General features: G+C 61.4%; 23 protein-coding genes and 4 tRNA genes. 10 read left to right on the top strand and 17 right to left on the bottom strand.

Annotated elements, in window-relative coordinates; all coding sequences use genetic code 11:
• Positions 1 to 17: 17 nt before the first annotated feature.
• The 6 genes from B5M07_RS10770 to cysG form a co-directional block, all read right to left on the bottom strand.
• Positions 18 to 866, bottom strand: coding sequence for a ferredoxin--NADP reductase (locus B5M07_RS10770; protein WP_067626163.1), 849 nt, complete (start codon positions 864 to 866; stop codon positions 18 to 20).
• Positions 867 to 934: 68 nt separating this feature from the next.
• Complete coding sequence (locus B5M07_RS10765) at positions 935 to 1,363, bottom strand: DUF934 domain-containing protein (RefSeq protein WP_120351302.1); 429 nt, start codon at positions 1,361 to 1,363, stop codon at positions 935 to 937.
• A complete protein-coding gene (locus B5M07_RS10760) occupies positions 1,360 to 2,151 on the bottom strand; it encodes a phosphoadenylyl-sulfate reductase (protein WP_067942012.1) in 792 nt (263 codons plus the stop codon). Before B5M07_RS10760 ends, B5M07_RS10765 begins: the two co-directional genes overlap by 4 nt.
• Positions 2,141 to 3,817, bottom strand: a complete 1,677-nt coding sequence (locus tag B5M07_RS10755) for a nitrite/sulfite reductase (RefSeq protein ID WP_120351301.1) — start codon at positions 3,815 to 3,817, stop codon at positions 2,141 to 2,143. The genes B5M07_RS10760 and B5M07_RS10755 overlap by 11 nt, the downstream gene beginning before the upstream one ends.
• Positions 3,817 to 4,113: a DUF2849 domain-containing protein gene (locus B5M07_RS10750; protein ID WP_120351300.1), complete on the bottom strand. Its 297-nt coding sequence runs from the start codon at positions 4,111 to 4,113 to the stop codon at positions 3,817 to 3,819. The genes B5M07_RS10755 and B5M07_RS10750 overlap by 1 nt, the downstream gene beginning before the upstream one ends.
• Before the next feature lies 1 nt (position 4,114).
• Complete coding sequence (cysG, locus tag B5M07_RS10745; protein ID WP_120351299.1) at positions 4,115 to 5,509, bottom strand: siroheme synthase CysG; 1,395 nt, start codon at positions 5,507 to 5,509, stop codon at positions 4,115 to 4,117.
• A gap of 144 nt (positions 5,510 to 5,653) precedes the next feature.
• Between cysG and B5M07_RS10740 the strand changes: the two genes are divergently transcribed.
• Complete coding sequence (locus tag B5M07_RS10740) at positions 5,654 to 6,115, top strand: Lrp/AsnC family transcriptional regulator (protein ID WP_067265010.1); 462 nt, start codon at positions 5,654 to 5,656, stop codon at positions 6,113 to 6,115.
• 38 nt (positions 6,116 to 6,153) lie between these two features.
• On the opposite strand, the gene tpiA is transcribed toward B5M07_RS10740, so the two are convergent.
• The 10 genes from tpiA to B5M07_RS10690 form a co-directional block, all read right to left on the bottom strand.
• Complete coding sequence (tpiA, locus tag B5M07_RS10735; RefSeq protein ID WP_120351298.1) at positions 6,154 to 6,903, bottom strand: triose-phosphate isomerase; 750 nt, start codon at positions 6,901 to 6,903, stop codon at positions 6,154 to 6,156.
• A gap of 85 nt (positions 6,904 to 6,988) precedes the next feature.
• Positions 6,989 to 7,351 (bottom strand): HesB/IscA family protein, encoded by a 363-nt coding sequence (locus B5M07_RS10730; protein WP_120351297.1) that lies wholly within the window; start codon positions 7,349 to 7,351, stop codon positions 6,989 to 6,991.
• A gap of 54 nt (positions 7,352 to 7,405) precedes the next feature.
• The gene (locus tag B5M07_RS10725) at positions 7,406 to 8,119 is read right to left on the bottom strand and encodes a DUF3307 domain-containing protein (RefSeq protein ID WP_120351296.1); all 714 of its coding nucleotides are present in this window, start codon (positions 8,117 to 8,119) and stop codon (positions 7,406 to 7,408) included.
• Positions 8,120 to 8,233: 114 nt separating this feature from the next.
• Positions 8,234 to 8,851, bottom strand: coding sequence for a hypothetical protein (locus B5M07_RS10720; protein ID WP_120351295.1), 618 nt, complete (start codon positions 8,849 to 8,851; stop codon positions 8,234 to 8,236).
• A gap of 117 nt (positions 8,852 to 8,968) precedes the next feature.
• Complete coding sequence (locus tag B5M07_RS10715) at positions 8,969 to 10,180, bottom strand: glycerophosphodiester phosphodiesterase family protein (protein ID WP_120351294.1); 1,212 nt, start codon at positions 10,178 to 10,180, stop codon at positions 8,969 to 8,971.
• A gap of 187 nt (positions 10,181 to 10,367) precedes the next feature.
• Positions 10,368 to 10,730, bottom strand: coding sequence for an SUF system Fe-S cluster assembly protein (locus B5M07_RS10710; RefSeq protein ID WP_120351293.1), 363 nt, complete (start codon positions 10,728 to 10,730; stop codon positions 10,368 to 10,370).
• A gap of 93 nt (positions 10,731 to 10,823) precedes the next feature.
• On the bottom strand, positions 10,824 to 12,206 hold the full coding sequence (gene rimK / locus B5M07_RS10705) for a 30S ribosomal protein S6--L-glutamate ligase (RefSeq protein ID WP_067626183.1): 1,383 nt from the start codon (positions 12,204 to 12,206) through the stop codon (positions 10,824 to 10,826).
• Between the two features lie 68 nt (positions 12,207 to 12,274).
• Positions 12,275 to 13,966, bottom strand: a complete 1,692-nt coding sequence (locus B5M07_RS10700; RefSeq protein WP_162931845.1) for a mechanosensitive ion channel family protein — start codon at positions 13,964 to 13,966, stop codon at positions 12,275 to 12,277.
• A gap of 72 nt (positions 13,967 to 14,038) precedes the next feature.
• On the bottom strand, positions 14,039 to 14,314 hold the full coding sequence (locus B5M07_RS10695; protein WP_120351291.1) for an NfeD family protein: 276 nt from the start codon (positions 14,312 to 14,314) through the stop codon (positions 14,039 to 14,041).
• Positions 14,314 to 15,207: an SPFH domain-containing protein gene (locus B5M07_RS10690; protein ID WP_120351290.1), complete on the bottom strand. Its 894-nt coding sequence runs from the start codon at positions 15,205 to 15,207 to the stop codon at positions 14,314 to 14,316. The genes B5M07_RS10695 and B5M07_RS10690 overlap by 1 nt, the downstream gene beginning before the upstream one ends.
• 113 nt (positions 15,208 to 15,320) lie before the next feature.
• Between B5M07_RS10690 and tgt the strand changes: the two genes are divergently transcribed.
• The 9 genes from tgt (at position 15,321) to B5M07_RS10645 (ending at position 22,726) form a co-directional block, all read left to right on the top strand.
• Positions 15,321 to 16,448 carry a tRNA guanosine(34) transglycosylase Tgt gene (gene tgt, locus B5M07_RS10685; protein ID WP_120351289.1) on the top strand — a complete coding sequence of 376 codons (1,128 nt, stop codon included), beginning with the start codon at positions 15,321 to 15,323 and terminating at the stop codon, positions 16,446 to 16,448.
• A gap of 109 nt (positions 16,449 to 16,557) precedes the next feature.
• Positions 16,558 to 17,652: an alkene reductase gene (locus B5M07_RS10680; protein WP_120351288.1), complete on the top strand. Its 1,095-nt coding sequence runs from the start codon at positions 16,558 to 16,560 to the stop codon at positions 17,650 to 17,652.
• 244 nt (positions 17,653 to 17,896) lie between these two features.
• Positions 17,897 to 20,308, top strand: a complete 2,412-nt coding sequence (lon, locus tag B5M07_RS10675; RefSeq protein WP_120351287.1) for an endopeptidase La — start codon at positions 17,897 to 17,899, stop codon at positions 20,306 to 20,308.
• Positions 20,309 to 20,460: 152 nt separating this feature from the next.
• Positions 20,461 to 20,535: transfer RNA gene (locus B5M07_RS10670), tRNA-Val, on the top strand.
• A gap of 159 nt (positions 20,536 to 20,694) precedes the next feature.
• Positions 20,695 to 21,276 carry a histidine phosphatase family protein gene (locus B5M07_RS10665; RefSeq protein WP_120351286.1) on the top strand — a complete coding sequence of 194 codons (582 nt, stop codon included), beginning with the start codon at positions 20,695 to 20,697 and terminating at the stop codon, positions 21,274 to 21,276.
• Positions 21,273 to 21,842, top strand: coding sequence for a histidine phosphatase family protein (locus tag B5M07_RS10660; RefSeq protein ID WP_120352226.1), 570 nt, complete (start codon positions 21,273 to 21,275; stop codon positions 21,840 to 21,842). The genes B5M07_RS10665 and B5M07_RS10660 overlap by 4 nt, the downstream gene beginning before the upstream one ends.
• 41 nt (positions 21,843 to 21,883) lie before the next feature.
• A tRNA-Val gene (locus B5M07_RS10655) sits at positions 21,884 to 21,959 on the top strand.
• A gap of 463 nt (positions 21,960 to 22,422) precedes the next feature.
• A tRNA-Asp gene (locus B5M07_RS10650) sits at positions 22,423 to 22,499 on the top strand.
• A gap of 150 nt (positions 22,500 to 22,649) precedes the next feature.
• Positions 22,650 to 22,726 (top strand) — tRNA-Asp (locus B5M07_RS10645).
• 164 nt (positions 22,727 to 22,890) lie between these two features.
• Here B5M07_RS10645 and B5M07_RS10640 read toward each other — a convergent pair.
• A complete protein-coding gene (locus B5M07_RS10640) occupies positions 22,891 to 24,261 on the bottom strand; it encodes a M20/M25/M40 family metallo-hydrolase (RefSeq protein ID WP_120351285.1) in 1,371 nt (456 codons plus the stop codon).
• Between the last annotated feature and the right edge of the window lie 78 nt (positions 24,262 to 24,339).

Here is a 24,339-nt window from a genome sequence, read left to right as displayed (position 1 = left end):
GTAAGGCTTAACCTGGGTTAGCCCACAAAGGCCTTTTCCACGACGAAATGCTGGGGGTCGGAATTGGCGCCCTCGGTGAGGCCAAAGCCTTCGAGGATCTCCATGATATCCTTGTTGAAGCCCAAGCTGCCGCAGACCATGGCGCGGTCGTGGGCGGCATTGATCTGGGGCACGCCGAGATCTTTGAACACCGTGCCATCCTGCAAAAGGTTCGTGATCCGGCCCATCTTGGGGCTCTCTTCGCGGGTGGTGGTCGGGTAATAGCGGATCTTGGCGAGGTTTTCGGGGCCGATCAGCTCTTGCATCAGTTCGTCGGCCTTCAGCCCTTCGATCAACTGGCGGCCATATTCCAGTTCCGCCACATCGCGGCAGGTGTGGGTGACGATGACCTCATCGAATTTCTCATAGGTCTCAGGCTCGCGCAGCAGGCTGGCAAAGGGGGCAAAGCCCGTACCGGTGGCGAACATCCACAACCGGTCGCCCGGCAGCAGCGCGTCATGCACCAGCGTGCCCACGGGCTTGGGCCGCAGGATGATCTGGTCGCCGGGCTGGATGTGCTGCAGTTTCGAGGTCAGCGGGCCATCCTGCACCTTGATCGAGTAGAACTCCAGCTCATCGTCCCACGCGGGGGAGGCGATGGAATAGGCGCGCAGCAGGGGTTTTTGTTTGCCCGTCTCGGGGTGCGGATCGCCCATCAGGCCGATCATGACAAACTCGCCCGAGCGGAAGCGCAAGGACGCGGGCCGCGATACCCGGAACGAGAAAAGCTGATCCGTCCAGTGGGTGACAGAGGTTACGGTCTGGGCGTCGGGCAACGTCGGGACGGGCTTGGCGGCGGTTTGGTTCACTGTGCTCTGCTCGGTCATCATGGTTTCCGCAAATCGGTTTGCGGCCTCTACTTATGGCAAGGAATGGGGGAGGGCAATGAAGCGGCCTATTTGGCCGCCGCTGCCTGTGGGGAGGCTCCGCGAAGGCGGGACTGATAGTCATGGGCCTGCCAATCGGCGCGGGCCAGCCATTGGTCCTCAGGTTGACGCGCGGCCAGATCATCGTCGATCTCAACCTCATCAAAACCCGCGCGGCGGGCCATGGCGTATTGGTCGGCCAGCACATGCCCGCGGGCGCGCAAACGGCCCGTGTAGCCCCGCAGGCGCAGGACACGTGCGATGGTAAAGCCGCGCCCATCCGCGAAAGAGGGGAAATCGACGCGGATCATCTCCAGCGCCGGGGCGAGGGAGAGGGCATGGGCATCGGCGTCAGAGGCCAGATCGACGGCGCGGCAATCATTCGCCGCACCATCCTCGCAATAGCCATGGGTCCAGTCGTCGGCGGTGAAACCTGTGTCGGTTACGAGTACGCTCATGATTTGTCTCCTGTTCGGACCACTTTGCCGTTCACAAAGTGGATGCCGCATTCTTCTTTGTTCTGATCGCGCCAGCGCCCGGCACGCGGGTCTTCGCCGGGTGCCACGGGCGAGGTGCAGGGTGCGCAGCCGATCGAGGGATAGCCCTTGGCCACCAGCGGATGCCGGGGCAGGCGGTTCTCGGTGATGTAATCGGCCACATCCGAGGTTGCCCAATAGGCCAGCGGGTTCACCTTGATGCGCGGGGCAGCGCCATCGTCGGGGATCTCGACTTCAAAGAACTCCAAGGCCGCGCGGCTGCCGGATTGAAAGCGTTTGCGGCCGGTGATCCAGCCGTCATACCCCGCCAGCGCGTTCTGCAAGGGCCGCGTTTTGCGCAATGCGCAGCAGGCGTCGGTGTCATACTGGTGCAGCGTGCCATCGGGATCCTGTGCTGCGATCTCTTCGCTGCGCAGGGTGGTGACCTTGCGCAGGCCCAGCCGCTCGCTCAGCTCCTGCTGGTAGACGAGCGTTTCGGCAAAGAGCATCTCGGTGTCGATAAAGAGCACCGGGATATCCCGCGACACCATTGAGGCAAGGTGCAAGAGCGCCACCGATTCCGCGCCAAAGCTTGAGACGAGGGTGAGGTTTTCGATCTCGGCATAGGCGCGGCGGATGACATCCGTCGCCCCGTGGTGGCGCAGGTCCGCGTTGAGCCGTGCGACTTTTTCCTCGACCGCGCGCAGCCCCTCGGGGGGCGGCGCATCGGTATTTGAGAAAGGATGAAGTTCAGGGGTGTCAAGCGGCATTGGCCCGGTCCTTATTGGCCGTCTCGGGGTAGAGCACCGCTTTGAAAGGCGCGAGGCCGAGGCGGCGGTAGGCTTGCAAGAAGGTCTCTGCAGGATCGTTGCGCAGGTCGAGGTAGCCCAAAACAAGGCGTTCGATGGCCGGAATGATCTCCTCGGCCGAGAAGCCGGGGCCGGTGCGGGTGCCAAGACTCGCATCCTCGGTGCCATCGCCGCCAAGGGTGATCTGGTAGTTCTCCACGCCCGCGCGGTCGAGGCCGAGGATCCCGATGTGGCCCACATGGTGGTGGCCGCAGGCGTTGATGCAGCCCGAGATCTTGATCTTGAGCGGGCCCACGTCATGCTCCAGCTTCAGCTCGTCAAAGCGGGTGGCGATTTCTTGGGCGATGGGGATCGAGCGGGCGGTGGCCAGCGCGCAATAGTCCATGCCGGGGCAAGCGATGATGTCCGAGATCAGGCCGATGTTGGCAGTAGCCAGCTTGGCCTCTTTCAGCGCGGCATGCAGTTCGGGCAGGTCGCTGCGGTGCACGTGGGGCAGGATCACGTTCTGCTCGTGGCTGATGCGCAGCTCGTCATGGCCAAAGCGGCGCGCGAGGTCGGCCATCACGCGCATCTGGTCGGCTGTGGCATCACCCGGTGTGGCGCCGTGGGCCTTGAGGCTGATCGACACGATGGCATAGCCCGGCGCGCGGTGTTCGGCGAGGTTGGTATCGGCCCATGCGCGGAAGACCGGATCGTTGGTATAAGCAGACTCGTAGGCCGCGAGGGAGGCGGTTTTGAACTCGGGTGCTGCGAAATCGGATTCAATGCGCGACAGCACTTGTTGATCCACGCCGGTGAATTGGCTGCGGATCAGGGCGTATTGCGCGTCAACGCGGGCGCGGATGTCTTCGATGCCGTTTTCGTGCACGGTGATCTTGATCCGCGCTTTGTATTTGTTATCGCGGCGGCCCAGCACGTTGTAGACGCTGACGATGGCTTCGAGCGTGGGCAGCAGGTCGTCGGCACTGACGAAATCATAGAGCACCTTGCCGATCATCGGGGTGCGGCCAAGGCCGCCACCGACGATGACTTCGAAGCCCTGTTCGCCATCGCGTTCGACGATGCGCAGCCCGATGTCATGGGCTTTGATCACCGCACGGTCGGCGGCGGCACCGGTGACGGCGACCTTGAACTTGCGCGGCAGGAACTGGAACTCGGGGTGGTCGGTGGACCATTGGCGGATCAACTCGGCCACGGGGCGGGGATCGGCGACCTCATCGGCGGCGGCACCGGCGAAATGGTCGGCGGTCACGTTGCGGATCGTGTTGCCGGAGGTTTGGATGGCGTGCAGGTTCACCTCGGCCAGCGCGTCGAGCATGTCGGGCACGTCGCGCAGCTCGGGCCAGTTGTACTGGATGTTCTGGCGCGTGGTGAAGTGGCCGTAGCCCTTGTCCCATTTCTCGGCGATGAAGGCGAGCTTGTCCATTTGCGCGCTGCTCAGCGTGCCATAGGGGATCGCCACACGCAGCATATAGGCGTGCAGTTGCAGGTAGAGCCCGTTCATCAGGCGCAGGGGTTTGAACTCATCCTCAGTGAGCGAGCCGTCGATGCGGCGCTCGACTTGGGCGCGGAACTGGGCGTTGCGCTCGGCGAGGAATTTGTCGTCGAATTCGGTATAGCTATACATCACAGGGTCTCCTGTTTGCCGTGGGCGTAGTTCGACGGGCCTTTGGCGCGGAACTCTTCGCGAAAGTGTGTGGGCTTGGGGCCGCTGGCCTCGGGGGCCACATCAGCGAGGTAGACGCCGACGACCAGATCCTGCTGACTGAGCGCGTCGATCAGGCGCAGATCGGCGTCGGCCTCATCGGTCAGCACTTCGGCCTCGGAAAGGCTGCGGGTCCAGCCGGTGGCGGTTTGGTAGACAACGTCGCCTTCGAGCAGCGCATTGGCGGTGATGACCTTGGGGGTGAAAGGCTTGGGCATATCAGGCCAGCTCCTCTAGCGGGGTTTGGGTGGCAGCTTGGACGGCGGCGCGCGGGGCGAGGCCGTAGAAGGTGAGCGCGGGGCCGGTCATTTCGGCATCGGCCAGATCGCGCGGCAGATCGTTGAGCGTGGTGGACAGCACCCGCTGATCGGCGCGCGAGGCGTTTTCGATCACAGTCACGGGCGTGGCGCGGTCGGCGCCGTGCATCAGCAGGCGGCCTTGGACAAAGCGGGCGGATTTCTTGCCCATGTAGATCGCGGCGACTTCATTCGGGCGCGCAAGGGCGGCCCAGTCGTGATCGGCGAAACCTTTCATGTCGTGCCCGGTCAGGAAACGGACCGAGGCATTGCGGCCGCGTTTGGTCAGGCTTTGACCGATGCCCGCCACAGCGGCAGAGGCGGCGGTGATGCCGGGCACGATGTGCCAGCCGATGTCATGGGCGTCGACCGCGTCGATCTCTTCGTCAAGGCGGCCAAAGACGGTGGCATCGCCGGATTTCAGCCGTACCACCTGTGCGCCGCTCTGGGCGTGTTCGACCAGCAGGGCGTTGATGTGATCTTGGGCAGTGGAGGGGCCAAAGCCCTCTTTGCCCACGTCGATCATCAGCGCTTCGCGGCGGGCGAGTTCGAGGATTTCGGGGCTGATCAGACGGTCGTAGATCACCACATCAGCTTCGTCCAGCGCGCGGCGAGCTTTGAGGGTCAGCAGTTCCGGATCGCCGGGGCCGCCGCCAACGAAAGCCACATGGCCGTCGCGGGCTTCGCGGGCGAGGTGGGTCTGCAACAGGTCTTTCAACGCCGGGCGCACGGTGTCCTTGCCTTCGGCCATGGCGCGGGGGCCAGTGGAGAAGTAATACTCACGCCAGAAGTCGCGACGCGCGCGGCCCATGGGCAGGGCGTCGGCCAGCTTGCGAAAGCCTTTGCCGATCCGCGCGAGCGGGCCAAGGGTGACGGGCAGACGCTCTTCCAAGTCGGCTTTGATGGCGCGGGCCAGCACCGGGGCGGCGCCTTCGGTGCCGATGGCCACGGTCACCGGGTCACGGTCGACGATGGCGGGGGTGATGAACTGGCTATCATGCAGATTGTCGACGATGTTGACCAGCACGCCAGCGGCACGGGCAAGGGCCGCGTTTTCGGCATCCAGCGCGTCATCTTCATCGGCTGCGTAGAACAATAGTGCACCGGGCAGGTCGGTGGCAGTGAGGGCGCGGCGGTGCAGGGTCAGCTTGCCCGCCGCCTGCCATTCGACAAGCTCTGGCGCGGGGTCGGGCGCAAAGATATGCAGCGCAGCTTTGGTCTTCATCAGCAGGCGCAACTTGGCCAGCGCCGCTTCGCCGCCGCCGGAAAGGAGGATCTTTTGCTCGCTCGTGGCGAGGAAGATGGGAAAGTGATCCATGATGCGCCCTGTATTCTGTTTGACGTGACCTCTTATATAGGAAATATTCCCGATAATTGGCTAGTTGCTGGCGCAGATAAGAACATGTGTTCGCTATGGCCGTAGGTTGAGTATGAACGTCCTGCCGGGACGAGAGAGAAGAGAATGACTGTCCGAATTGATGAGACCGACCGGAAGATTTTGGCGCAGCTGCAACGGGATGCGAGCCAATCGCTGGACGATATCGCTCGCGAAGTAGGCTCTTCGAAGACGCCTGTGTGGAATCGGATCCGCAAATTGCGCGAGGCCGGGGTGATTGGCCAGCAGACGGTTGTGCTTGATTCAGAGGCACTTGGGTTCGAGGCGTGTTTTTTCGTTCTGATCCGCACGTCAGAGCATGAGGCGGCGTGGCAGGCGGCGTTTTTGCAGGCATTGAAAGACCGGCCCGAGGTGCAGGAAGCGCACCGTTTGGCAGGGGATATCGACTATATTTTGAAGGTGCGGGTCAAGAACGCGCGGGCCTATGACGTGTTCTATCAGGCGCTGATCTCAGAGGTGAAGGTGCACAACGTTACGGCGCTTTTGTCGATGGAAGAGATCAAGTCGACGACGATGCTACCGCTTTAAGAACGCGGGGCGGGGCACCACTGCCCGCCCCGGTTGTTTTAGGACTGCGCGAGCGCTGCCACGATGGGCGCGAAGTCTTCGGCCTTGAGGCTGGCCCCACCCACAAGCGCGCCGTCGACGTTTTCCACCGCGAAAATCTCGACAGCATTAGCGGCCTTGACCGAGCCGCCGTAGAGCAGGGGAAGCGCATCGCCGATCTCTGCACCGAAACGATCGATCAAGCGCGTGCGGATGAAGTCATGTACTTCTTTGATCTGTGCGATGCTGGGCACTTTACCGGTGCCGATGGCCCAGATCGGCTCATAGGCGATCACGGTATTTTCCGCATCAACCGCATCGGGGAGGGAGCCGTCGAGTTGCCCGCCGATGACGTCGAGCGTTTGATCAGCGTCCCGCTCGGCCTCGCTCTCGCCAATGCAGACGATGGCGGTGAGACCAGCGGCCCAGGCGGCACAGGTCTTGGCCTGCACGTCGGCGTCGGTTTCCCGGTGGGCGTCGCGGCGCTCAGAATGGCCGAGGATCACATGGGTGGCGCCGCTGTCGGCGACCATCGTGGCGGAGATGTCACCGGTATAGGCACCTGCACCTTCGGTATGGCAATCCTGCGCGCCGATTTGAATCGGGCTGCCATGGGTCGCATCGGTGGCGCGGAACAACAATGTGCTGGGTGGGCAGATCACGACCTGCGGCGGGTTTTCGGGCAGGCCGGTGGCAAGGCTGTGAAGCTCTGCCAAAGAGGCGGCGGTGCCGTTCATCTTCCAGTTGCCGGCGGCGATTTTGGGGCGCATCGTATCCGTCCTGATCTGTTGATATTGCTAGATCAGTTCGCAGGCCCGCAGCCTTTCGTCAAGGCCGTGGGCCTGACGGGCGCGCTTACTTCGCGCCCAAGCTCTCGTCGAACTTGATGGATTCGCCGCAGCCGCAGGCTTCGGTCACATTGGGATTGCGGAACTTGAAACCGGACTCGAGCAGCGTTGTCTCATAGTCGATTTCGGTGCCAAAGAGGAACATCTGCGCCATCGGGGCGATCATCACCCGCGCGCCGTCCTGTTCGACGACCTCATCGTTGGGGTCAGTCGCTTCGACGTAATCCATGGTGTATTCCATGCCCGCACAGCCGCCTTTCTTGACGCCAATGCGCAGCCCTGCGTGGCCCGCCGATTGCATCAGTTTTGCAATCTGGCCAGCGGCTTTGGGGGTCATGGTGACGGCTTGCTTGCCGGGAATGCCAAACATGTCAAATTCTCCTATGCGGCCAAGATAGGGATGCGGGGCGGTGATCTCAAGCCGTCAAAGGGAATTCATTGCCGCCAGCGTAGCAAAGGCCACGATGAGCGCCCAACCGAAAGAGGCCAGCGTCCCGATGATGACGTATTCGCTTATTTTCTGGTTCTTTTTCACCGTGTCAAAGCGCAGGATCGACTTTGCCGCGATGAGAAATCCGATGCCCGTAGGCTCGTCGATCATGACCATCAGAAAGATAAGCGCGCGTTCCAGCAGACCAATGACCCTGCCTGCGTTCTCCAAGCCGTCGGGCTGAGCTTGCGCTTTGTGGGGCAACATCAAGCCGCCCACCGCAGGCCCGCCTGCAAGGGTGGCGGTGATCAGCCCCGCAAGGAAGAAGGCAGGCGGAATGAGCGTTGTGCTGTGAGCAGCCCAGAGACCAATGGCAAAAGCCTCTGGAGTATAAAGGGTGAAGACCGCGATGGTCGCAAGATGGGCCGCTTGATCGGTGAGGTAGGGCCAGAGCCGCTCGCGGTGCTGCTCTGGAACGGCGTAGGTTTTGATCGCATCAATCCCGACATGGGCGAGGGCGAGAAGGCCAACTGGGAGGAGGCTGCCCCCGAGGGCCAGCGCAGTCGCGGCAAAGACGATGACACCGTGCAGCAGAAGTATGTGGGGTTTGCGTTTGGCGGCGACCATCGCGTTGGTCTGAAACACGAAATCCGCCAACAGATGGGCGAGCAGGCAAGCGAGGGCGGTGGCGATGGCCTGTTCGGTCATAAGGGGTCCGGCTGTTGGGGGTGGTTGTTATTTGAAAAGCCGCAGCGGGCTGTGGCAAGGCTCTTTCTCAAGAGGGTGTACAGGCATATTTGGCTGTAATAGTTGATAACAGCTTTATTGGGTTGTTTTTTGTTCCTCTACCACGTCGCAAACCTCTCGCAATTCATCTATCCCCGCCGCGTCTACGTGGCCCTGAACACTCTGCTGCGTCAGGCCAAACCGCTGCGCGAGCTCCGCTTGCACGGGCGGCTCAGGGGCCAGCATGTAATAGGCGACATCGGCTTGGCGCTTGGTCCAACCGGTTGCGATCCGGTCGGCGAGGGGGAGGGCTGCACGCAACGCGAGGGTGGCATCCGGGGCATGCATGCGCCGCGCGCGGGGCATGGCGTCGAGGGCGTGACCGGAACGAACCAGCGCCGCCCCATCGGCACGAGCGAGGTCGTCGCCTGCGAAATGCGCCTCGCCTATTCCGATGCCAAAACGGGTGTCTGCGGTCTTGCCGCAGCGGCGCACGGCGGCGCGTAGAACGAGGGCCGCGCGGAGGGTGAACTTTGGCGCTACAGCCATTTGCCAGCCGTCACCGCGAAAGCGGGTCATGCGGCTGGACTGGCCTTGCCATGTCGTCAGGGCCTCGGCGGCGTCTTCGAGACGTGCGAAAACAGCATCCAACTCCGCCCGGCCCATCGCGGAGGATTTCACGATATCTCCGGTAAAAATTGCCCAAGTTTCCATGGCTTGCCCCTTGTTTCCCGCAATGTCGCAGGAAGGCGAAATCCATGCAAGCCCGGCCAACGAAAAGGGCCGCCCGAGATGGGGCGGCCCTGAGGGTGATCCAACGCGCGGCGCGGATCAGAGGCCCATGCAGTTCGCGTAATAGGTCACGGTTGCGGGCCAATCGGAGAAGACACCGGCCACGCCCACGTCTTGGGCCAGCACATCCAGCGCCACCAGATAGTCGCTGTCGTCTTTCACAACATCGTTGACCGACTGGAAATACCAACCGCCACCGGAGGCCAGCGGGCCGGAACGCTCCAGCGTCCAAGCGATCAGGGTCAGGCCTGCTTCTTTCGCGGCCATGGCGTAATCTGAGCCAGCAATTTCGCCCTCTTTGTTGGTCAGCATCATGTTGAGCGATGGGGCGAGGTTGTTGACGCCCTTGGCTTTCAGATCGGCGAAATCCTCGGCCCATGTCTCGGCGTTTTGCTCATCGAAACCGTCGGACCATTGTACCAGATAAACTGCCTGTTTGCCGAATTCGGGCGTGTTCTCAACCCAGTAGAGTACATCGTCAAGGTTGAAGGACTGCGGCCAAACGTCAGAGGCCGGGATGCCCGCAGCGACATATTCATCAACCAGTTTCTGCGCATAGTCTTCCTGAGAGAAACCGTCATGGGGCATCTCGACAGAGGGGGATTTCAGCTCGGGCGTGAATTTGGCGCCCAAGGATTTGAACAGGTCGATCGATTCCGCATGGGTCATCAGATCGGCTTTGTCGCTGTAAAGTTCGGTGCGGAAGTTCGCGACGCCGCCCTGATAGTCTTCGGCGGTGGTGGCGGTCTTGTCGGCACTGTCCATCTTGGGCGTCAGGGTGCGGAACTCTGCCAGCGTGATGTCAGAGGTGCGGCATTCGGCGCTGGCTGGCGTGTCGCCCGACGCGGCGGTGAAGCCGGTGGTGCATTTCTCGGCCAGATCAGAGACGAGGATGTTCGTAGTGGTGTGCAGATCGTTCTGCGCGTGGCGGCAGACCAATTCATGATCGGCGGTAAAGGTCACGTCGCATTCCAGAATGCCCGCGCCCATCCGCGCGGCGGCGACATTGGATTGCACGGTGTGTTCGGGAAACATCAGCGGCGCGCCCCGGTGCCCGATGGAGAAATCGGACTTGGCGGCGTCTTGACCCATGCAAGAGGCCAGCTTGTCCTTCAGGTCGCCCTCGGGCAGCTTATCCACCAGATAGGCGGGGCGGGGGCCGTATTCGACCGGTGTCGCTGCAGAATGAGCTTCGGCCAACGCCATGCCGGGCGCGAGGGCCAGAGCGGCGAGAGAAACAAGGGTTCGCATAATGTTATCCGTTCGTGAATGAAGTTCTTGGCGCTTCTATGGGGGGGCTGTGTAACGGTTTCACGACCGGATCATGTCAGTCGAATGAACAATCCGGCGCGCCCCCATTCGGCACGACGCGGCCAAAGAAAAACGCCGCCGATGACCTGCATCGACGGCGTTTATTGTTCGCTCTGCGAAACTGGGCTTACATGAAGCCCAGTTCAAGCCGGGCTTCATCAGACATCATGTCCATGCCCCAAGGCGGTTCCCAAACCAGTGCCACTTCGACCTGCTTGACGCCAGCGAGCGGTTCGACAGCATCCGCAACCCAGCCCGGCATCTCACCTGCGACGGGGCAGCCCGGAGCGGTCAGTGACATCTTGATGTCGACTTCATTTTCATCATTGATGTCGATGGTATAGATCAACCCCAGTTCGTAGATATTGACCGGGATTTCAGGATCATAGACCGTGCGACAAGCCTCGACGACCTGCTCATAAAGCGGGTGATCGGTGGAAGAGGGCGCAATCAGCGGTGTCCCTTCGAGCGGTTGGGTCTGTTCGGTCATCTCTTGCCTCGCATCATTCTCGACGTTTTATATAGGGATTGCGGGGCGGGGCGTAAAGTGGCCCGACGCCCTGAGGGCGAGGGGCCGCCCCGGTCAGCCCCCTTTGCGACGCCGCGCAGGTTGCGGCTTCACACGGGCTTCGATCTCATCATAGACCTTACCGACGATGTCTTTCTTGGTGGCGTTTTCGATCCCTTCGAACCCGGGGGAGGAGTTGACCTCAAGCACCTTTGGGCCGCTTTCCGAACGCAGCAGGTCGACCCCGGCGATGCCAAGGCCAAAGGCCCGCGCGGCGCGCACGGCAGTGTCGCGTTCCTCTTTCGAGATCCGTACCACCTTGGCCGAACCGCCCCGGTGCAGGTTCGAGCGGAAGTCGCCCTCCGCCCCGGTACGTTTCATGGAGGCGACAACCTTGCCCGCCACCACGAGGCAGCGGATATCTTCGCCGGCGGCTTCCTTGACGAAATCCTGCACGAGAAAGTTGGCGCGCAGACCCCGGAAGGCGTCGATCACACTCTCGGCAGCCTTTTTGGTTTCGGCCAGTACGACGCCCTTGCCTTGGGTCGATTCCAGCAGCTTTACGATCAGCGGTGCGGTGCCCACCAAAGCCATCAGGTTTGAAGTGTCCTTGGGCGATGCAGCAAAAGCGGTGGTCGGCATGCCGATCTTTTTCGCCGCCAAAACCTGATGCGCGTGCAGTTTGTCGCGGCTGGCGGTGATCCCGGCAGAGCCGTTGACGCAATAGGTGCCAATCGTCTCAAACTGACGGATCACGGCGGTGCCATAGGGGGTGATTGACGCGCCGATGCGCGGGATCACGGCGTCATAGCGGGGCAGGCGCTTGCCGTCGTAATGCACCTCGGGGGCCAGCTGGTTGATCGCCATATAGCAGCGCGTGGTATCGATCACCTCAACCACATGGCCACGGGCTTCGCCGACCTCGACCAAACGGCGGGTCGAGTAATTGTCTTCGCGGCTGAGCACCGCGATGCGCAGGGCACGCTGTGGTGCTGTATGGCGCAGGCTGGCTGTGTGGTAAACGTCATAGTTCAGGTCCGGCTGCAAACGCCGCTCTGTCGCCGAGATGTTGATGTGCTCGGTTAGCGCCTGACGGCCCAGCAACATGCGGCTGGTCATGCTTGCCCGGTTGGTCAGGGTCACGTCGATGGGCCAGCTTTGGCCGTTCACTTCAATCGTGGTCGCGATCACGAAACGATGCTCGGATTCGCCGTTGGAGGAGGTGACCTCGCGCCGGTCAATGAGCGGCGCAGAGCAGGTGATGGAAATATCATCGCGCCCCGAGATCGGATGCACGTTAAAACGGACCTTGGGCTTGGAGGCGGGGCCGAAAACCTCAATATCGTGGGCATGCAGCGCTGAGGTGCGCGCGCCGGTGTCAACCTTGGCCTTGATCGCGGGAAGGCCAAGATCGGGCAGGGCCACCCATTCTTCCCAGCCGAATGTCAGTTTATCCATTGCCTGCTCCTTGGGTGATTGGTCTGCCTGCCTAACCTGCGGCAGGGATCGCTTCAAGCGATGCTGTGTTACGGTTTGCCCATATCCGCGGGGGCGGGGGGCAACATGCGGACGTCGTCTTCTTTCTCCATCCGCGCCGCGGCGGCGAGGAGTTCTTCGCGCACCCGGCATTCGATGTCCCAAAAGGTCGCCGCATTGTCGGTGGGCAGTTCAAAGCGAACTTTGATGCCGAATGCGTCTTGCTCAAGCACATGGACCTTGGCCTTGTCCATCGGTTTGACGTCATTGGGGTCTTCTTGGGCCAAAAGATTAAAGAACACCCGGCGCAGCGCCGCCACATCGGCATTCTGTGACAGGGTCAGGATGATGGGGCGTACCATGGCGTGGTCCTCGATCGACCAATTCTCAAACGCATCAGAGACGAAATAGCTGACCGGAACGATCAGACGGGTACCGTTCCAGTTCAAAAGTTGCACGTAGGTGAAGTGGATCCGCTCTACCGTGCAAAAATGCCCCTCAAAGATCAGCTGGTCGCCAATCCGGGCGGAACGGTTCAGCGCGATCTGGATGGAGGCAAGGATATTGCCCAGAACTTCACGCGCAGCGAAACCCAGTACGATGGTCACCGCACCGGCAGAGGCCAGCAGCGACAGGCCAAGAGTGTTGTCCGCATTGCTTGAGACCAAGATCACGCCAGAGGCCACCAGCACCGCGATCACGATCACCCCTTTGCGGGCAGCGGCGATTGTGGTGGCAATGGACCGCATATGCGTGTTCATCGGGTCGGCAAGCTCATAGGCGTTGTTGGGGCTGATCCGGTCGAAAATCTCGTCAAAGGTAAAGACGATGGCGAGGGTGCCTGCGGTCACATAGGCGATCAGCAAGATCGGACTGAGCACCGCGTCGATGAAGCCGGATACCACCAGCACGCGGCTGGTGGCCGTGCCGATGATCGTGGCGCAAAGCACGATGGCGGCAGGCCAGCGGAAAGACCGCAACATAAAGCGCATCCAGCGCCGTTTGGCCACTTCGCCCAGACGGCGCATGATGCCAAAGGCGAACCAGCCAGCCATCAGCGCCCCCACCAAGAGCAGGGGCAAAAACAGCACTTCCCAAAGATACATGCCCCAAAAGGCGCGGATGCGCAGCCAGTCGGGCAGCATCGTCTCAAGCTCCGTCGGCCCGTATTGCGCGTGAAGATGGGGAATGTTGTCGATGCTCTGGCGCGAGAAGACCCAGACGGGCTCGGCGTCCTCTCCGGGTTTGATCCGGTTGAGCCGCAAAGGCACATCATGGCCGCCCAGCTCTAACCGGTCGATCAGCAGCGAGCGGCGCACGCGCCCGGTGTCGTTATCCTCGGCCGAGCCAGAGAGCCAACCGTCGGGCCGGTCCGCCAGTTTGCGCCATGGCACGACGACCTTGCGCTCCATCAAGACCGAAAGCTGAAAGGCGCGTTCAGTCCCGATGACGGCCTGATCGGCTTGGGGCAGGTCCGACAAGTCAAGGATATGCGCCGCGTCGGAGTAGTGGCCATTGTCCGTCAGGTAAATAAAGCTTTCCAGCGCGGCCATCGGCGTGCCCCGGTCCAGTGTCTCGGGCGGGGGCGGCAGGCCGGGGTTCAGCTCGGTCGTTTCAAACCATGCCTCTTGCGCCTGTCCGGAGGCGGCGGCACCGAGCATTGCCAGCGCCAGCACAAAGGCCCCCAGAAAACGAGGAATTACAGACGCGAAAGCGCGTGGGAGTAGGGCAAGCCGCTGCATGGATAGGGCAATGTAGCGGGGGTTCGGGCAATTCAAGGCTGCGCCACGCTTGTTCATGCCATTTGCGGGCGTTTAGTTTTCGTTGATGTCACGGGTGACGATCCGCGCGCCGCTGGACTGCCGTTTGAAAACCGCCCGCAGAACCAGCCAAGCGATGAGCGACAGAACCGCAAAGATCGCCAGCATCAAGGCCACATTGGCCGGTGCCCAAAACGCAACCACCACTGCCATGCCAAGCGCGCCGAGCGCGAAGCCAAGGAAGATCGAACCGGGCAGCAAAAGCTCAATCACCCCAAGTGCCAAGGCCACGCAGACCCAGACCCACCAGAGTGCCAGCCAAGCCGCCATCAGCCTTTCCCTCTGAGCAGTTTGAAAGCATCGCCAAAGGCCTCTAACGCCTGCGCGGGGACAAGGATGGTCTGACTGCCCGCGCCCTTGCCCATGGCATTCAGCGCATCGACCTGTTTCAGCGCGATTTGGTAGTGCGCGGCGTCGAGCCCGTTTTCGTTGATCGCCGCGGCGACGACTTGGGTGGCATAGGCTTCGGCATCGGCCAGAATGCGCCGCGCCTTGGCGGTCTGCTCAGAAGCATAAAGCTCGGCCTCGGCGGCCAGTTCCACGGCGCGTTTCTTGCCCTCGGCCTCTGTCACTTGTGCGCGGCGGGCGCGTTCGGCGTTGAGCTGTTGCATCATGGCGGCGCGGGTGGCGGCATCTAGGTTCACGTCCAGAATTTCGGCTCGGGTCACTTCGATGCCCCAACTGTCCACGGCATCTTCGACGCTGGCTTTTATCGTGGTGATCAACTGGCTGCGGTTGGCTTGCACCTCGTCGAGGTCCATCTTGCCGATCTCGGCGCGGACGATCCCCGCCACGGTGGTTGAGATTGCGCTGTCCACGTTGCGGATGCGGTAAACGGTCTTTTCCGGCTCGGTGATGCGGTAAAACACCGAGGTATCGACCTGCACCAGCACGTTGTCGCGGGTGATGGCGTCTTGGCTGGCGGTAGGCAACTGCCGCTCTAGGATCGAGATTTTATGCGCCACATGATCGATAAACGGCACGATCATGTTGATCCCCGGGCCCAAGACCGCGCGCAGACGGCCAAAGCGTTCAATCACATGCTGTTCGGATTGCGGGACGATCTTGACCGATTTCAGGATCAGGATCACGACCAACAAGGCCAGCAAAAGCCAAGCGAGGTTATTCTCCAAAAGGCCGATCAGGATGTCTTCGAGGGGCAAGGCCGTAATCCTTTGAATGATATCATTTTTACGCAATCCTCGCTATTTTACCTTTATTGCATGTTTCTCGCCACTGGTTTATCGCGCCAGTCGCAGCCAGAGAGGGCCAGAGTATGACCAGCACCGGATTCACCAAACATGCGCAGGACGGCAAGGCACGCAGCGGCGTGATTCAGACCCCGCGCGGCGACATCCGCACGCCCGCCTTCATGCCCGTGGGCACGGCGGCGACGGTCAAGGCAATGATGCCCGAAAGCGTGGCATCGACGGGCGCTGATATCCTGCTGGGCAACACCTACCATCTGATGCTGCGCCCCACGGCGGAACGTGTGGCCGCCTTGGGCGGGCTGCATAAATTCATGAACTGGGACAGGCCGATCCTGACGGACAGTGGCGGCTTTCAAGTGATGAGCCTTGCCGGGCTGCGCAAGCTGACCGAGCGTGGCGTGACCTTCAAAAGCCATATCGACGGCTCAAAACATGAAATCACGCCGGAACGTTCAATGGAGATTCAGGAACTGCTTGGCTCCGACATCGTCATGTGTTTCGACGAATGCCCCGCGCTGCCCGCCGACCGCGACCGCATTGCCGAAAGCATGCGCCTGTCGATGCGCTGGGCCAAGCGCAGCCGGGAGGCTTTTGGAGATCGGCCCGGTCACATGCTTTTCGGCATCCAGCAGGGCGGGCTTGAGCAAGACTTTCGCCAAGAGAGCGCCGAGGCGCTGCGCGAGATCGGTTTTGACGGCTATGCCGTCGGCGGTCTGGCCGTGGGCGAGGGGCAGCAGGCGATGTTCTCTACTCTTGATTTCGCCACCGACATGCTGCCCGAAGACAAACCGCGTTACCTGATGGGCGTGGGCAAGCCTGACGATATCGTGGGCGCCGTGGCGCGGGGCATTGATATGATGGACTGCGTGTTGCCCAGCCGGTCGGGCCGGACGGGGCAGGTGTTCACCCGGATGGGCGTGCTCAACATCAAGAACGCGCGGCACATGGACGATCCGCGCCCTCTCGATGAAAATTGCAGCTGTCCGGCCTGCCAAAACTACTCACGCGCCTATCTGCACCATGTTTTCCGCAGCCAAGAGATCATCTCGTCGATGCTGCTGACATGGCACAACCTGCAATACTACCAAGACATCATGGCGGGCATGCGCGAGGCCATCGCGGCGGGCCGCTTTACCCAGTGGCAGGCCGACTTCCACGCAGGGCGCGAGCAGGGCGATATCGACCCGCTCTAAGGGCAGGGCGGCGGCGTATTCTCACGCGAAATTGTGCTGACGGTCCTTGCTGCATTGCGGCAGGGTCTTAGGTGCCCTTGCACAGTCTATTGCAAGGAAAGGCCCGAATATGACCGAGAAGCTATTTACCCCCTTCACCGCCGGTGAGATTGTGGCCGACAACCGTCTGGTGATGGCCCCGCTGACCCGCAACCGTGCAGATAACGAGACTGGCGAAGTCTCGGACATGCATGTCGAGTATTACCGCCAGCGCGCGGGAGCGGGCATCATCATCACCGAAGCCACCCAGATCAGCCCCGAGGGCAAAGGGTACTTCCAAACCCCCGGCATCCATACCGAAGGCCAAGTCGCCGCATGGCGCAAAGTGACCGATGCGGTGCATTCCGAAGGTGGGCGCATCGTGATCCAACTGTGGCACGTGGGCCGGATCAGCCATACCTCCCTGCAGCCTGAGGGCGGCAAGCCTGTCGCACCCTCGGCCATCGCGGCGGGGGTAAAAACCTTTACCGCCAACGGGTTTGAGGATACTTCAGAGCCGCGCGCGCTGGATATGGATGAGATGCCGCGTCTGGTCGCGGACTACGCCCATGCCGCCGAAATGGCCAAAAAAGCCGGTTTCGACGGGGTCGAAGTGCATGGGGCCAATGGCTATCTGCTGGATCAATTCCTGAAAACCGGCAGCAACAAACGCGATGACGCCTATGGCGGCAGTGTGGAAAACCGCGCGCGGTTGCTGTTCGAAGTGCTGGATGCTGTGACAAAGGTCTGGGGTGGTGAGCGTGTGGGGCTGCGGCTCTCGCCCTTCTCGCCCGCCAATGGGATCGAAGACGCCAACCCGCAAGAAACGTTTGAATATGTCGTCAAAGGCCTGAACCGTTACAACCTCTCTTATCTGCACCTCGTCGAAGGCGCGACGGGCGGCTCGCGTGAGCTGGACGAAGGCGAAAGCATCGCCGCCCTGCGCGCGCTCTTTGAGGGGCCCTATATGGCCAACAACGGCTATGACCGTGAGATGGCGATTGAGGCCGTGGGCAATGACAAGGCCGATCTGATCGCCGTGGGCCGCCCCTTCATCGCCAATCCCGATCTGCCGCGTCGTTGGCAGATGAACGGGCCGCTGAACGAGGGCGATACCGATACCTACTACGGGGGCGGGCGCGAAGGCTTTACCGATTATCCGACACTGGAACAGGCCGACGCCTGATCATTTACGGGATCAATTACGGGGCGCCCATGCGGTGCCCCGTGACGCCGCGCGTGGAATTGGGGCGAAATCACCCCAACGCGCGCTTGCCTCCACCCCGCCGAAGCGCGATGATGGCGGCCTAATACCCCGCTAGGGATTGAAACAGGCGGATGGGATGCACACATGTCCTGTCCAGAAAAGGGGATGTCAGAGGCCGCCTATAACAGGGGCCCGGATGTCTTGCTAAGATAAGGAATTGAGCATGTTAGAGCCACTGAACGCATCCTATCCGGTGCTTCCGCTGCGCGACATCGTCGTGTTTCCCCACATGATCGTGCCGCTTTTCGTTGGCCGCGAAAAATCCGTCCGCGCCCTTGAAGAGGTGATGGCAGACGACAAACAGATCCTGCTGTCGAGCCAGATCGACCCCGCCGAGGATGATCCCGACACCGCTGGCATCTACAAGGCCGGCGTGTTGGCCAATGTGCTGCAATTGCTGAAACTGCCCGATGGCACCGTCAAAGTGCTGGTCGAAGGTCAGGCGCGGGTGCGCATCACCGAATACCTTGAAAACGACAACTTCTTTGAGGCCCGCGCCGAGTATCTCACAGAGATGCCGGGCGACGCGGCCACCACACAGGCGCTGCTGCGCACTGTGGCGGATGAGTTTGAGCGTTACGCCAAGGTCAAGAAAAACGTGCCTGAAGAAGCGCTCGCCGCCGTTGGTGAAAGCGCCGAACCTGCACGTCTGGCCGACCTCGTGGCCGGTCACCTCGGTATCGAAGTCGAGCAAAAGCAAGACCTGCTGGAAACGCTGAGCATTTCTGAGCGGCTTGAGAAAGTTTACGGGCTGATGCAGGGCGAAATGTCCGTGCTGCAGGTCGAGAAAAAGATCAAGACCCGCGTCAAATCCCAGATGGAGCGCACGCAGCGCGAGTACTATCTGAATGAGCAGATGAAGGCCATTCAGCAGGAACTCGGCGATGGCGAAGACGGCAAGAACGAAGTGGCCGAACTCGAAGCCCGCGTGGCCGAGACCAAGCTGAGCAAGGAAGCCCGCGAAAAGGCCGATGCCGAGATCAAAAAGCTCAAGAACATGAGCCCGATGTCTGCCGAAGCCACCGTTGTGCGCAACTACCTTGATTGGATGCTGTCGATCCCATGGGGCGTGAAATCGCGCGTCAAGAAAGACCTCAGCCGTGCGCAAAAGGTGCTGGATGACGATCACTATGGCCTGGATAAGGTCAAGGAACGCATCGTCGAATACCTTGCCGTGCAGCAGCGTTCGTCCAAGATGAAAGGCCCGATCATGTGCCTCGTCGGCCCTCCGGGCGTCGGCAAGACATCTTTGGGTAAGTCGGTCGCCAAGGCCACGGGGCGCGAATTCATTCGCATCTCGCTGGGTGGTGTGCGTGACGAGTCCGAGATCCGCGGCCACCGTCGGACCTACATCGGCTCCATGCCCGGCAAGATCATTCAGGCGCTGAAAAAAGCGAAAACCACGAACCCGCTCATCCTGCTCGATGAAATCGACAAGATGGGGCAGGACTTCCGTGGCGATCCGGCTTCCGCGATGCTCGAAGTGCTTGATCCGGAACAGAACGGCACCTTCGTAGACCACTACTTGGAGGTGGAATACGATCTGTCGAATGTGATGTTCCTGACCACATCGAACAGCTACAACATGCCCGGGCCGCTTCTGGACCGGATGGAGATCATCCCGCTCTCGGGCTACACCGAGGACGAAAAGCGCGAGATCGCCAAGCAGCATCTGGTGGCCAAACAGGTCAAGAACCACGGTCTGAAGAAGAAGGAGTTCGAAATTGAGGATTCCGCTCTGACCGGCATGATCCGCTACTACACCCGCGAGGCTGGCGTGCGGAACCTTGAGCGCGAGATCGCCAAGGTGGCACGTAAGTCATTGACCAAGATCGTGAAAAAGGAAGCTGAGAACGTCACCGTGACCGGCGACAACCTCGAAGACTTCCTTGGCGTGCGCAAGCATCGCTTCGGTCTGGCCGAAGAGAAAGACCAGATCGGCGTCGTCACCGGGCTGGCCTATACTTCCGTGGGCGGTGAGTTGTTGCAGATCGAAGCTCTGCGTTTGCCGGGCAAGGGCCGGATGAAGACCACCGGCAAGCTTGGTGATGTGATGAAGGAAAGCATCGACGCGGCAAGCTCTTACGTCCGTTCGATCTCTCCGCAGATCGGGATCAAGCCGCCGAAGTTCGACACGCTGGATATCCACGTGCACGTCCCCGACGGTGCCACGCCCAAAGACGGCCCCTCGGCCGGTCTGGCGATGGTGACTTCGATCGTGTCGGTGCTGACGCAGATCCCCGTGCGGCGCGACATCGCCATGACGGGCGAGGTTTCGCTGCGCGGTAACGCCATGCCGATCGGTGGTTTGAAGGAGAAACTTCTCGCGGCCCTGCGCGGCGGTATCACCACGGTGCTGATCCCGCAGGAGAATGAGAAAGACCTGCCGGACATCCCGGATAACGTCAAAGAAGGGCTGACCATCATCCCGGTAAACCACGTCTCTGAGGTGCTGGAGCATGCGCTGGTGAGCAAGCCAAAGGCGATCGACTGGGACGAAGCCGCCCAAGAGGCCGCCGAGGCTGCCGCGATCAAAGCCCGTGCCGCTGGCGTGGACGCGACCACCACGCATTAAGCCGGTTGGCCTATCAAAACGCCCCCAAACGCGCGCCTTTTGAGGCGCGCGTTTTTCGTTTTAGCAGGAGATAGGCCGTACCGCATTCCGCTACAGTTTTTGCGCCAAACCCTCTTGCAAGCATCGCCGCAATTGGCTACTTCGCCCCGCAAGGGTGATTAGCTCAGTGGTAGAGCGCTTCGTTCACATCGAAGATGTCAGGAGTTCAAATCTCTTATCACCCACCATTTTCCTACGTTTTGAATAAATTCAATCGGCAGTCCCGCGTGACGGCACTCTGGCTCATCTGCGCATGATCCCAGCCACCGGGCAGGCTTGCCTTCCCCGTCCTGCGGTGGTCCTTATCCAATCAATGGCCATACCACGGACAACACGGCGGAGAGAGCATGTCGGCACATCCCAAAATCTGGTTCCTGCGACACGGGCAGACCGAGTGGAACCGCGCGTTCCGATTGCAGGGCCATCTCGATTCACCGCTGACCGATCAGGGCATCGCCGAGGCCGCCCAGCAGGCGCAGGTGATGCCGGCGGTCCTTGCGCAAAAGCCCGATATTCTCGTCTCTCCGCTTGGCCGTGCGCAGCAGACTGCGCGGATTGCACTGGATGGGGCGTCTTTTCAAACGGATGCGCGTCTGGTGGAGATCCATGCAGGCGCGTGGCAGGGGCTCACCCGTGATGAGATTCTTGCCGCCAATCCCGATCTCGCCGCGCGCCATCCAGCGCCGCTGGACATCTACGCCGCCGCGCCGGGCGGGGAGGGGCTGCCGGCGTTTCGCGGGCGGATCCGCGCGCTGCTTGATAGCCTGATCGCGCCCACCGTGCTGGTTGCCCATGGGCTCTGGGGGCAGGTGCTCCGGGCGGAGGTGCGCGGCCTTGATCTGGCCGCAGCGGGGGGGCTGAGCAACAGGCAGGGCTGCGTCTATCTGCTGGAGAACGGGACAGAAAGCGTTCTGGAATGCCCTGCATGAGCCGCCACCCGACGCTCTATATCCTGCGTCATGGTGAGACGGAATGGAACCTCGCCAACCGACTGCAAGGGCATTTCGATTCTCCGCTGACCGACACGGGCCGTGCGCAGGCCGCCGCACAGAATGCGATTCTCAAGCGCTGCGATATGGCAGGATTCTCTGCGCTCAGCAGTCCGCAGGGGCGGGCTGTGGCCACGGCGGAACTTGCGCTAGCGGGGCTGGGAATGACGGTCGCGACGGACCCGCGACTGGGTGAGATCGGCATCGGCGCATGGGCAGGCAAGTCGCGCGATACATTGTTGCGGCAAACCCCAGACGCGCGTGATTCCTATGATCTTTACGAACATGCCCCCGATGGCGAGGGATTCGCGGCGCTTTATGAGCGCTGTCGCAGCTTTCTCGACAGTTTGACCGGGCCTCATGTGCTGGTGACACATGGCATCACATCGCGCATGCTACGCCTTATTTTACTGGACCGCGCGCCAAGCGCGCTGCGGGACATGCAAGGCGGGCAGGGGGTGGTGTTCCGACTTGAGAAAGGTGAGCAAAAAAGGCTGACATTATAGGCTTGAAGCCCGCCCCCACCTTGCGCTATGAGGTCCAAGTCGGGTCGTTAGCTCAGTTGGTAGAGCGCTTCGTTTACACCGAAGATGTCGGGAGTTCGAGCCTCTCACGACCCACCACCTCCCCCACGTATTTGTTTGTTGTGATCGACTGCCGCAGTGGTAGGCCCGACCGACGCCCGTCCGCTCCGCGGTCAGTCTGGGTCGGGAGTTCGAGGCTTTTACGGCCCAACACTCCCCTCCCGTTAAGAGATGTCCTATCGGCCACTAAGAAGAACTGCCTGTGCAGCTTGTGCAGCGTCTTGGTGCAGCCCCCATGCACCATTCTTGTGGGTGTAATGTGGCTGGCTAAGAAAGCTATGCCATTCCGCTGCCCGACCCTCTGAACAGCAGCGACCAATCCGATCAAAGCGCCCCGAACCCTCGGCGAACATCGCGGGATCTGAAGCCGCGAAGCCGGCCCCCAAACGCCCCAAGAACAACTTGCGAAATTTTCATATTTTCGCACAAACCGCGCTTGACGGCAGAGCGCCCTCACCATAGAACACCCAAACGCTCCGGGGCGACCTGGAGAGTGCAGCGGGCGGTTGTAGCTCAGTTGGTTAGAGTACCGGCCTGTCACGCCGGGGGTCGCGGGTTCGAGCCCCGTCAACCGCGCCACCGCTGCCTGAAAAGGGGACCTCTTCGAGGTCCCTTTTTTCGTTTCCAGCCCCCACAAAATACCGCGCGAAACTTCTTTTCCCAAAGCGCATTTTCTCGGGCGAATGCGCTTGACGGCCCGCGCCCCTTGGCCTATTCCGCCCACATCGCGCGGTTGTAGCTCAGTTGGTTAGAGTACCGGCCTGTCACGCCGGGGGTCGCGGGTTCGAGCCCCGTCAACCGCGCCACTTTCTCCCCTTCGTTATAGTAGACATACACTGCGACCAAAGCGGTCGCACTGGTGGCGCGCGCCGTAGGTTTGCATCGCCCAAGGCGGCATATTGGCGACCGGACAGGCCCGATCGCAAGTGGGGTGCAATTGGCGACCGGGCAGGCCCGATCGCCGGTGGGATCAGGTCAGCGCATCAAGGATGCGGGCCCAAGACCGGATGCCTTTGTGAAAGCTCTCCATGTCGTATTTCTCGTTCGGGGAGTGGATCTGGTCATCGTCCTTGCCGAAACCGATCAACATCGGCTCAGTGCCCAGAATCTTCTGAAAATGCCCCGCAATCGGGATCGAGCCGCCACAGCCGATATAGGCCGCAGGCACCTGCCACTCGTCGCTGAGCGCTTGCCGGGCGGGTTCGAACATCGGATGGCCGATTTCCACGCCCGAGGCCTGGCTCGCGCCATGGCCTGAGAATGCCACCGTGCAATCCTCTGGCAGCATCTCGGCCACCATCTTGCGGAAGTTCTCGCGAATGGCGAGCGGGTCTTGCGTGCCGACAAGACGGAAGCTGATCTTGGCGTGCGCCTCGGACGGTAGGACCGTTTTGAATCCATCGCCAGTATAGCCGCCCCAGATGCCATTAACCTCACAAGTCGGGCGCGACCAGATCATCTCAAGCGGGGTGCGGTCCTGTTCGCCTGCGGGTTTGCTGAGACCCACGTCGCCGAGGAAGGCGGCATGGTCAAAGGCCAGCCCCTGCCACTGCGCTTCCAGATCCTCGGGCAGGTCCGGCACGCCGTCATAGAAGCCGGGGATGGTGATGCGGCCTTCGTCGTCATGCAGCGACGCGATCACTTTGCTGAGCGCACGGATCGGGTTCATCGAAATGCCGCCGTACATGCCCGAATGCAGGTCTTTGGAGGGGGCGGTGACGGTCAGCTCTTCGCCCAGAAGCCCGCGCAGCATGGTGACGATGGCGGGGGTCTTGCTCTCAAACAGCCCGGTGTCGCAGATCATCGCCACATCGGCTTTCAACTCCTCGGCGTTTTCCTCCATGAAGGGGACAAGCGACGGCGAGCCGGATTCCTCTTCGCCTTCGAGGAAGAAGGTGATGCGACACGGCCAGTCGCCTTTCACTTCTTTCCATGCGCGCAAGGCCTCGATGATGGTCATCAACTGGCCCTTGTCGTCAGCGGCCCCACGGCCCCGGATCACGCGACCCTTGTCGGTGTCCTCTACCGCCGGATCGAAGGGGTCGCGGTCCCAAAGGTTCAGCGGGTCGACCGGCTGCACATCATAGTGGCCGTAGAACAGCAGATGCGGCTTGCCTTCGCCCACATGCCCCACAACCATCGGATGCCCCGGCGTGGCGCGTTTTTCGGCCTCTACCCCCATTGATTTAAGGTCCGCGACCAGCCAATCGGCGGCGCGGTTGCAATCGGCCTTATAGGCCGGATCGGTTGAGATCGACGGGATGCGCAGCAGTTCTAGCAGACGGTCAGTGGCGGCGGGCAGATCGTCGTCGATCCGGGCGAGAACATCGTCGAGGGACATGGCTTAAATTCCTTGCGCTTGTGAGTTTGGCGCGAAGGTATCAGGCGGGCAGGGCGTGTCCAGTGGCCGCGGGGCCAG

This window comes from Sulfitobacter sp. D7 (genome assembly GCF_003611275.1).
GTDB classification, from domain to species: Bacteria; Pseudomonadota; Alphaproteobacteria; order Rhodobacterales; family Rhodobacteraceae; genus Sulfitobacter; species Sulfitobacter profundi.
The sequence above is the reverse complement of the archived record's forward strand: the minus strand, read 5'-3'. Positions and strand labels throughout refer to the sequence as shown.

Bases quoted from the DNA above. Each gene is read 5' to 3' on its own strand.
- B5M07_RS10770 (WP_067626163.1), bottom strand. From the start codon at position 866: ATGACCGAGCAGAGCACAGTGAACCAAACCGCCGCCAAGCCCGTCCCG.
- B5M07_RS10765 (WP_120351302.1), bottom strand. From the start codon at position 1,363: ATGAGCGTACTCGTAACCGACACAGGTTTCACCGCCGACGACTGGACC.
- B5M07_RS10760 (WP_067942012.1), bottom strand. From the start codon at position 2,151: ATGCCGCTTGACACCCCTGAACTTCATCCTTTCTCAAATACCGATGCG.
- B5M07_RS10755 (WP_120351301.1), bottom strand. From the start codon at position 3,817: ATGTATAGCTATACCGAATTCGACGACAAATTCCTCGCCGAGCGCAAC.
- B5M07_RS10750 (WP_120351300.1), bottom strand. From the start codon at position 4,113: ATGCCCAAGCCTTTCACCCCCAAGGTCATCACCGCCAATGCGCTGCTC.
- cysG (WP_120351299.1), bottom strand. From the start codon at position 5,509: ATGGATCACTTTCCCATCTTCCTCGCCACGAGCGAGCAAAAGATCCTC.
- B5M07_RS10740 (WP_067265010.1), top strand. From the start codon at position 5,654: ATGACTGTCCGAATTGATGAGACCGACCGGAAGATTTTGGCGCAGCTG.
- tpiA (WP_120351298.1), bottom strand. From the start codon at position 6,903: ATGCGCCCCAAAATCGCCGCCGGCAACTGGAAGATGAACGGCACCGCC.
- B5M07_RS10730 (WP_120351297.1), bottom strand. From the start codon at position 7,351: ATGTTTGGCATTCCCGGCAAGCAAGCCGTCACCATGACCCCCAAAGCC.
- B5M07_RS10725 (WP_120351296.1), bottom strand. From the start codon at position 8,119: ATGACCGAACAGGCCATCGCCACCGCCCTCGCTTGCCTGCTCGCCCAT.
- B5M07_RS10720 (WP_120351295.1), bottom strand. From the start codon at position 8,851: ATGGAAACTTGGGCAATTTTTACCGGAGATATCGTGAAATCCTCCGCG.
- B5M07_RS10715 (WP_120351294.1), bottom strand. From the start codon at position 10,180: ATGCGAACCCTTGTTTCTCTCGCCGCTCTGGCCCTCGCGCCCGGCATG.
- B5M07_RS10710 (WP_120351293.1), bottom strand. From the start codon at position 10,730: ATGACCGAACAGACCCAACCGCTCGAAGGGACACCGCTGATTGCGCCC.
- rimK (WP_067626183.1), bottom strand. From the start codon at position 12,206: ATGGATAAACTGACATTCGGCTGGGAAGAATGGGTGGCCCTGCCCGAT.
- B5M07_RS10700 (WP_162931845.1), bottom strand. From the start codon at position 13,966: ATGCAGCGGCTTGCCCTACTCCCACGCGCTTTCGCGTCTGTAATTCCT.
- B5M07_RS10695 (WP_120351291.1), bottom strand. From the start codon at position 14,314: ATGGCGGCTTGGCTGGCACTCTGGTGGGTCTGGGTCTGCGTGGCCTTG.
- tgt (WP_120351289.1), top strand. From the start codon at position 15,321: ATGACCAGCACCGGATTCACCAAACATGCGCAGGACGGCAAGGCACGC.
- B5M07_RS10680 (WP_120351288.1), top strand. From the start codon at position 16,558: ATGACCGAGAAGCTATTTACCCCCTTCACCGCCGGTGAGATTGTGGCC.
- lon (WP_120351287.1), top strand. From the start codon at position 17,897: ATGTTAGAGCCACTGAACGCATCCTATCCGGTGCTTCCGCTGCGCGAC.
- B5M07_RS10665 (WP_120351286.1), top strand. From the start codon at position 20,695: ATGTCGGCACATCCCAAAATCTGGTTCCTGCGACACGGGCAGACCGAG.
- B5M07_RS10660 (WP_120352226.1), top strand. From the start codon at position 21,273: ATGAGCCGCCACCCGACGCTCTATATCCTGCGTCATGGTGAGACGGAA.
- B5M07_RS10640 (WP_120351285.1), bottom strand. From the start codon at position 24,261: ATGTCCCTCGACGATGTTCTCGCCCGGATCGACGACGATCTGCCCGCC.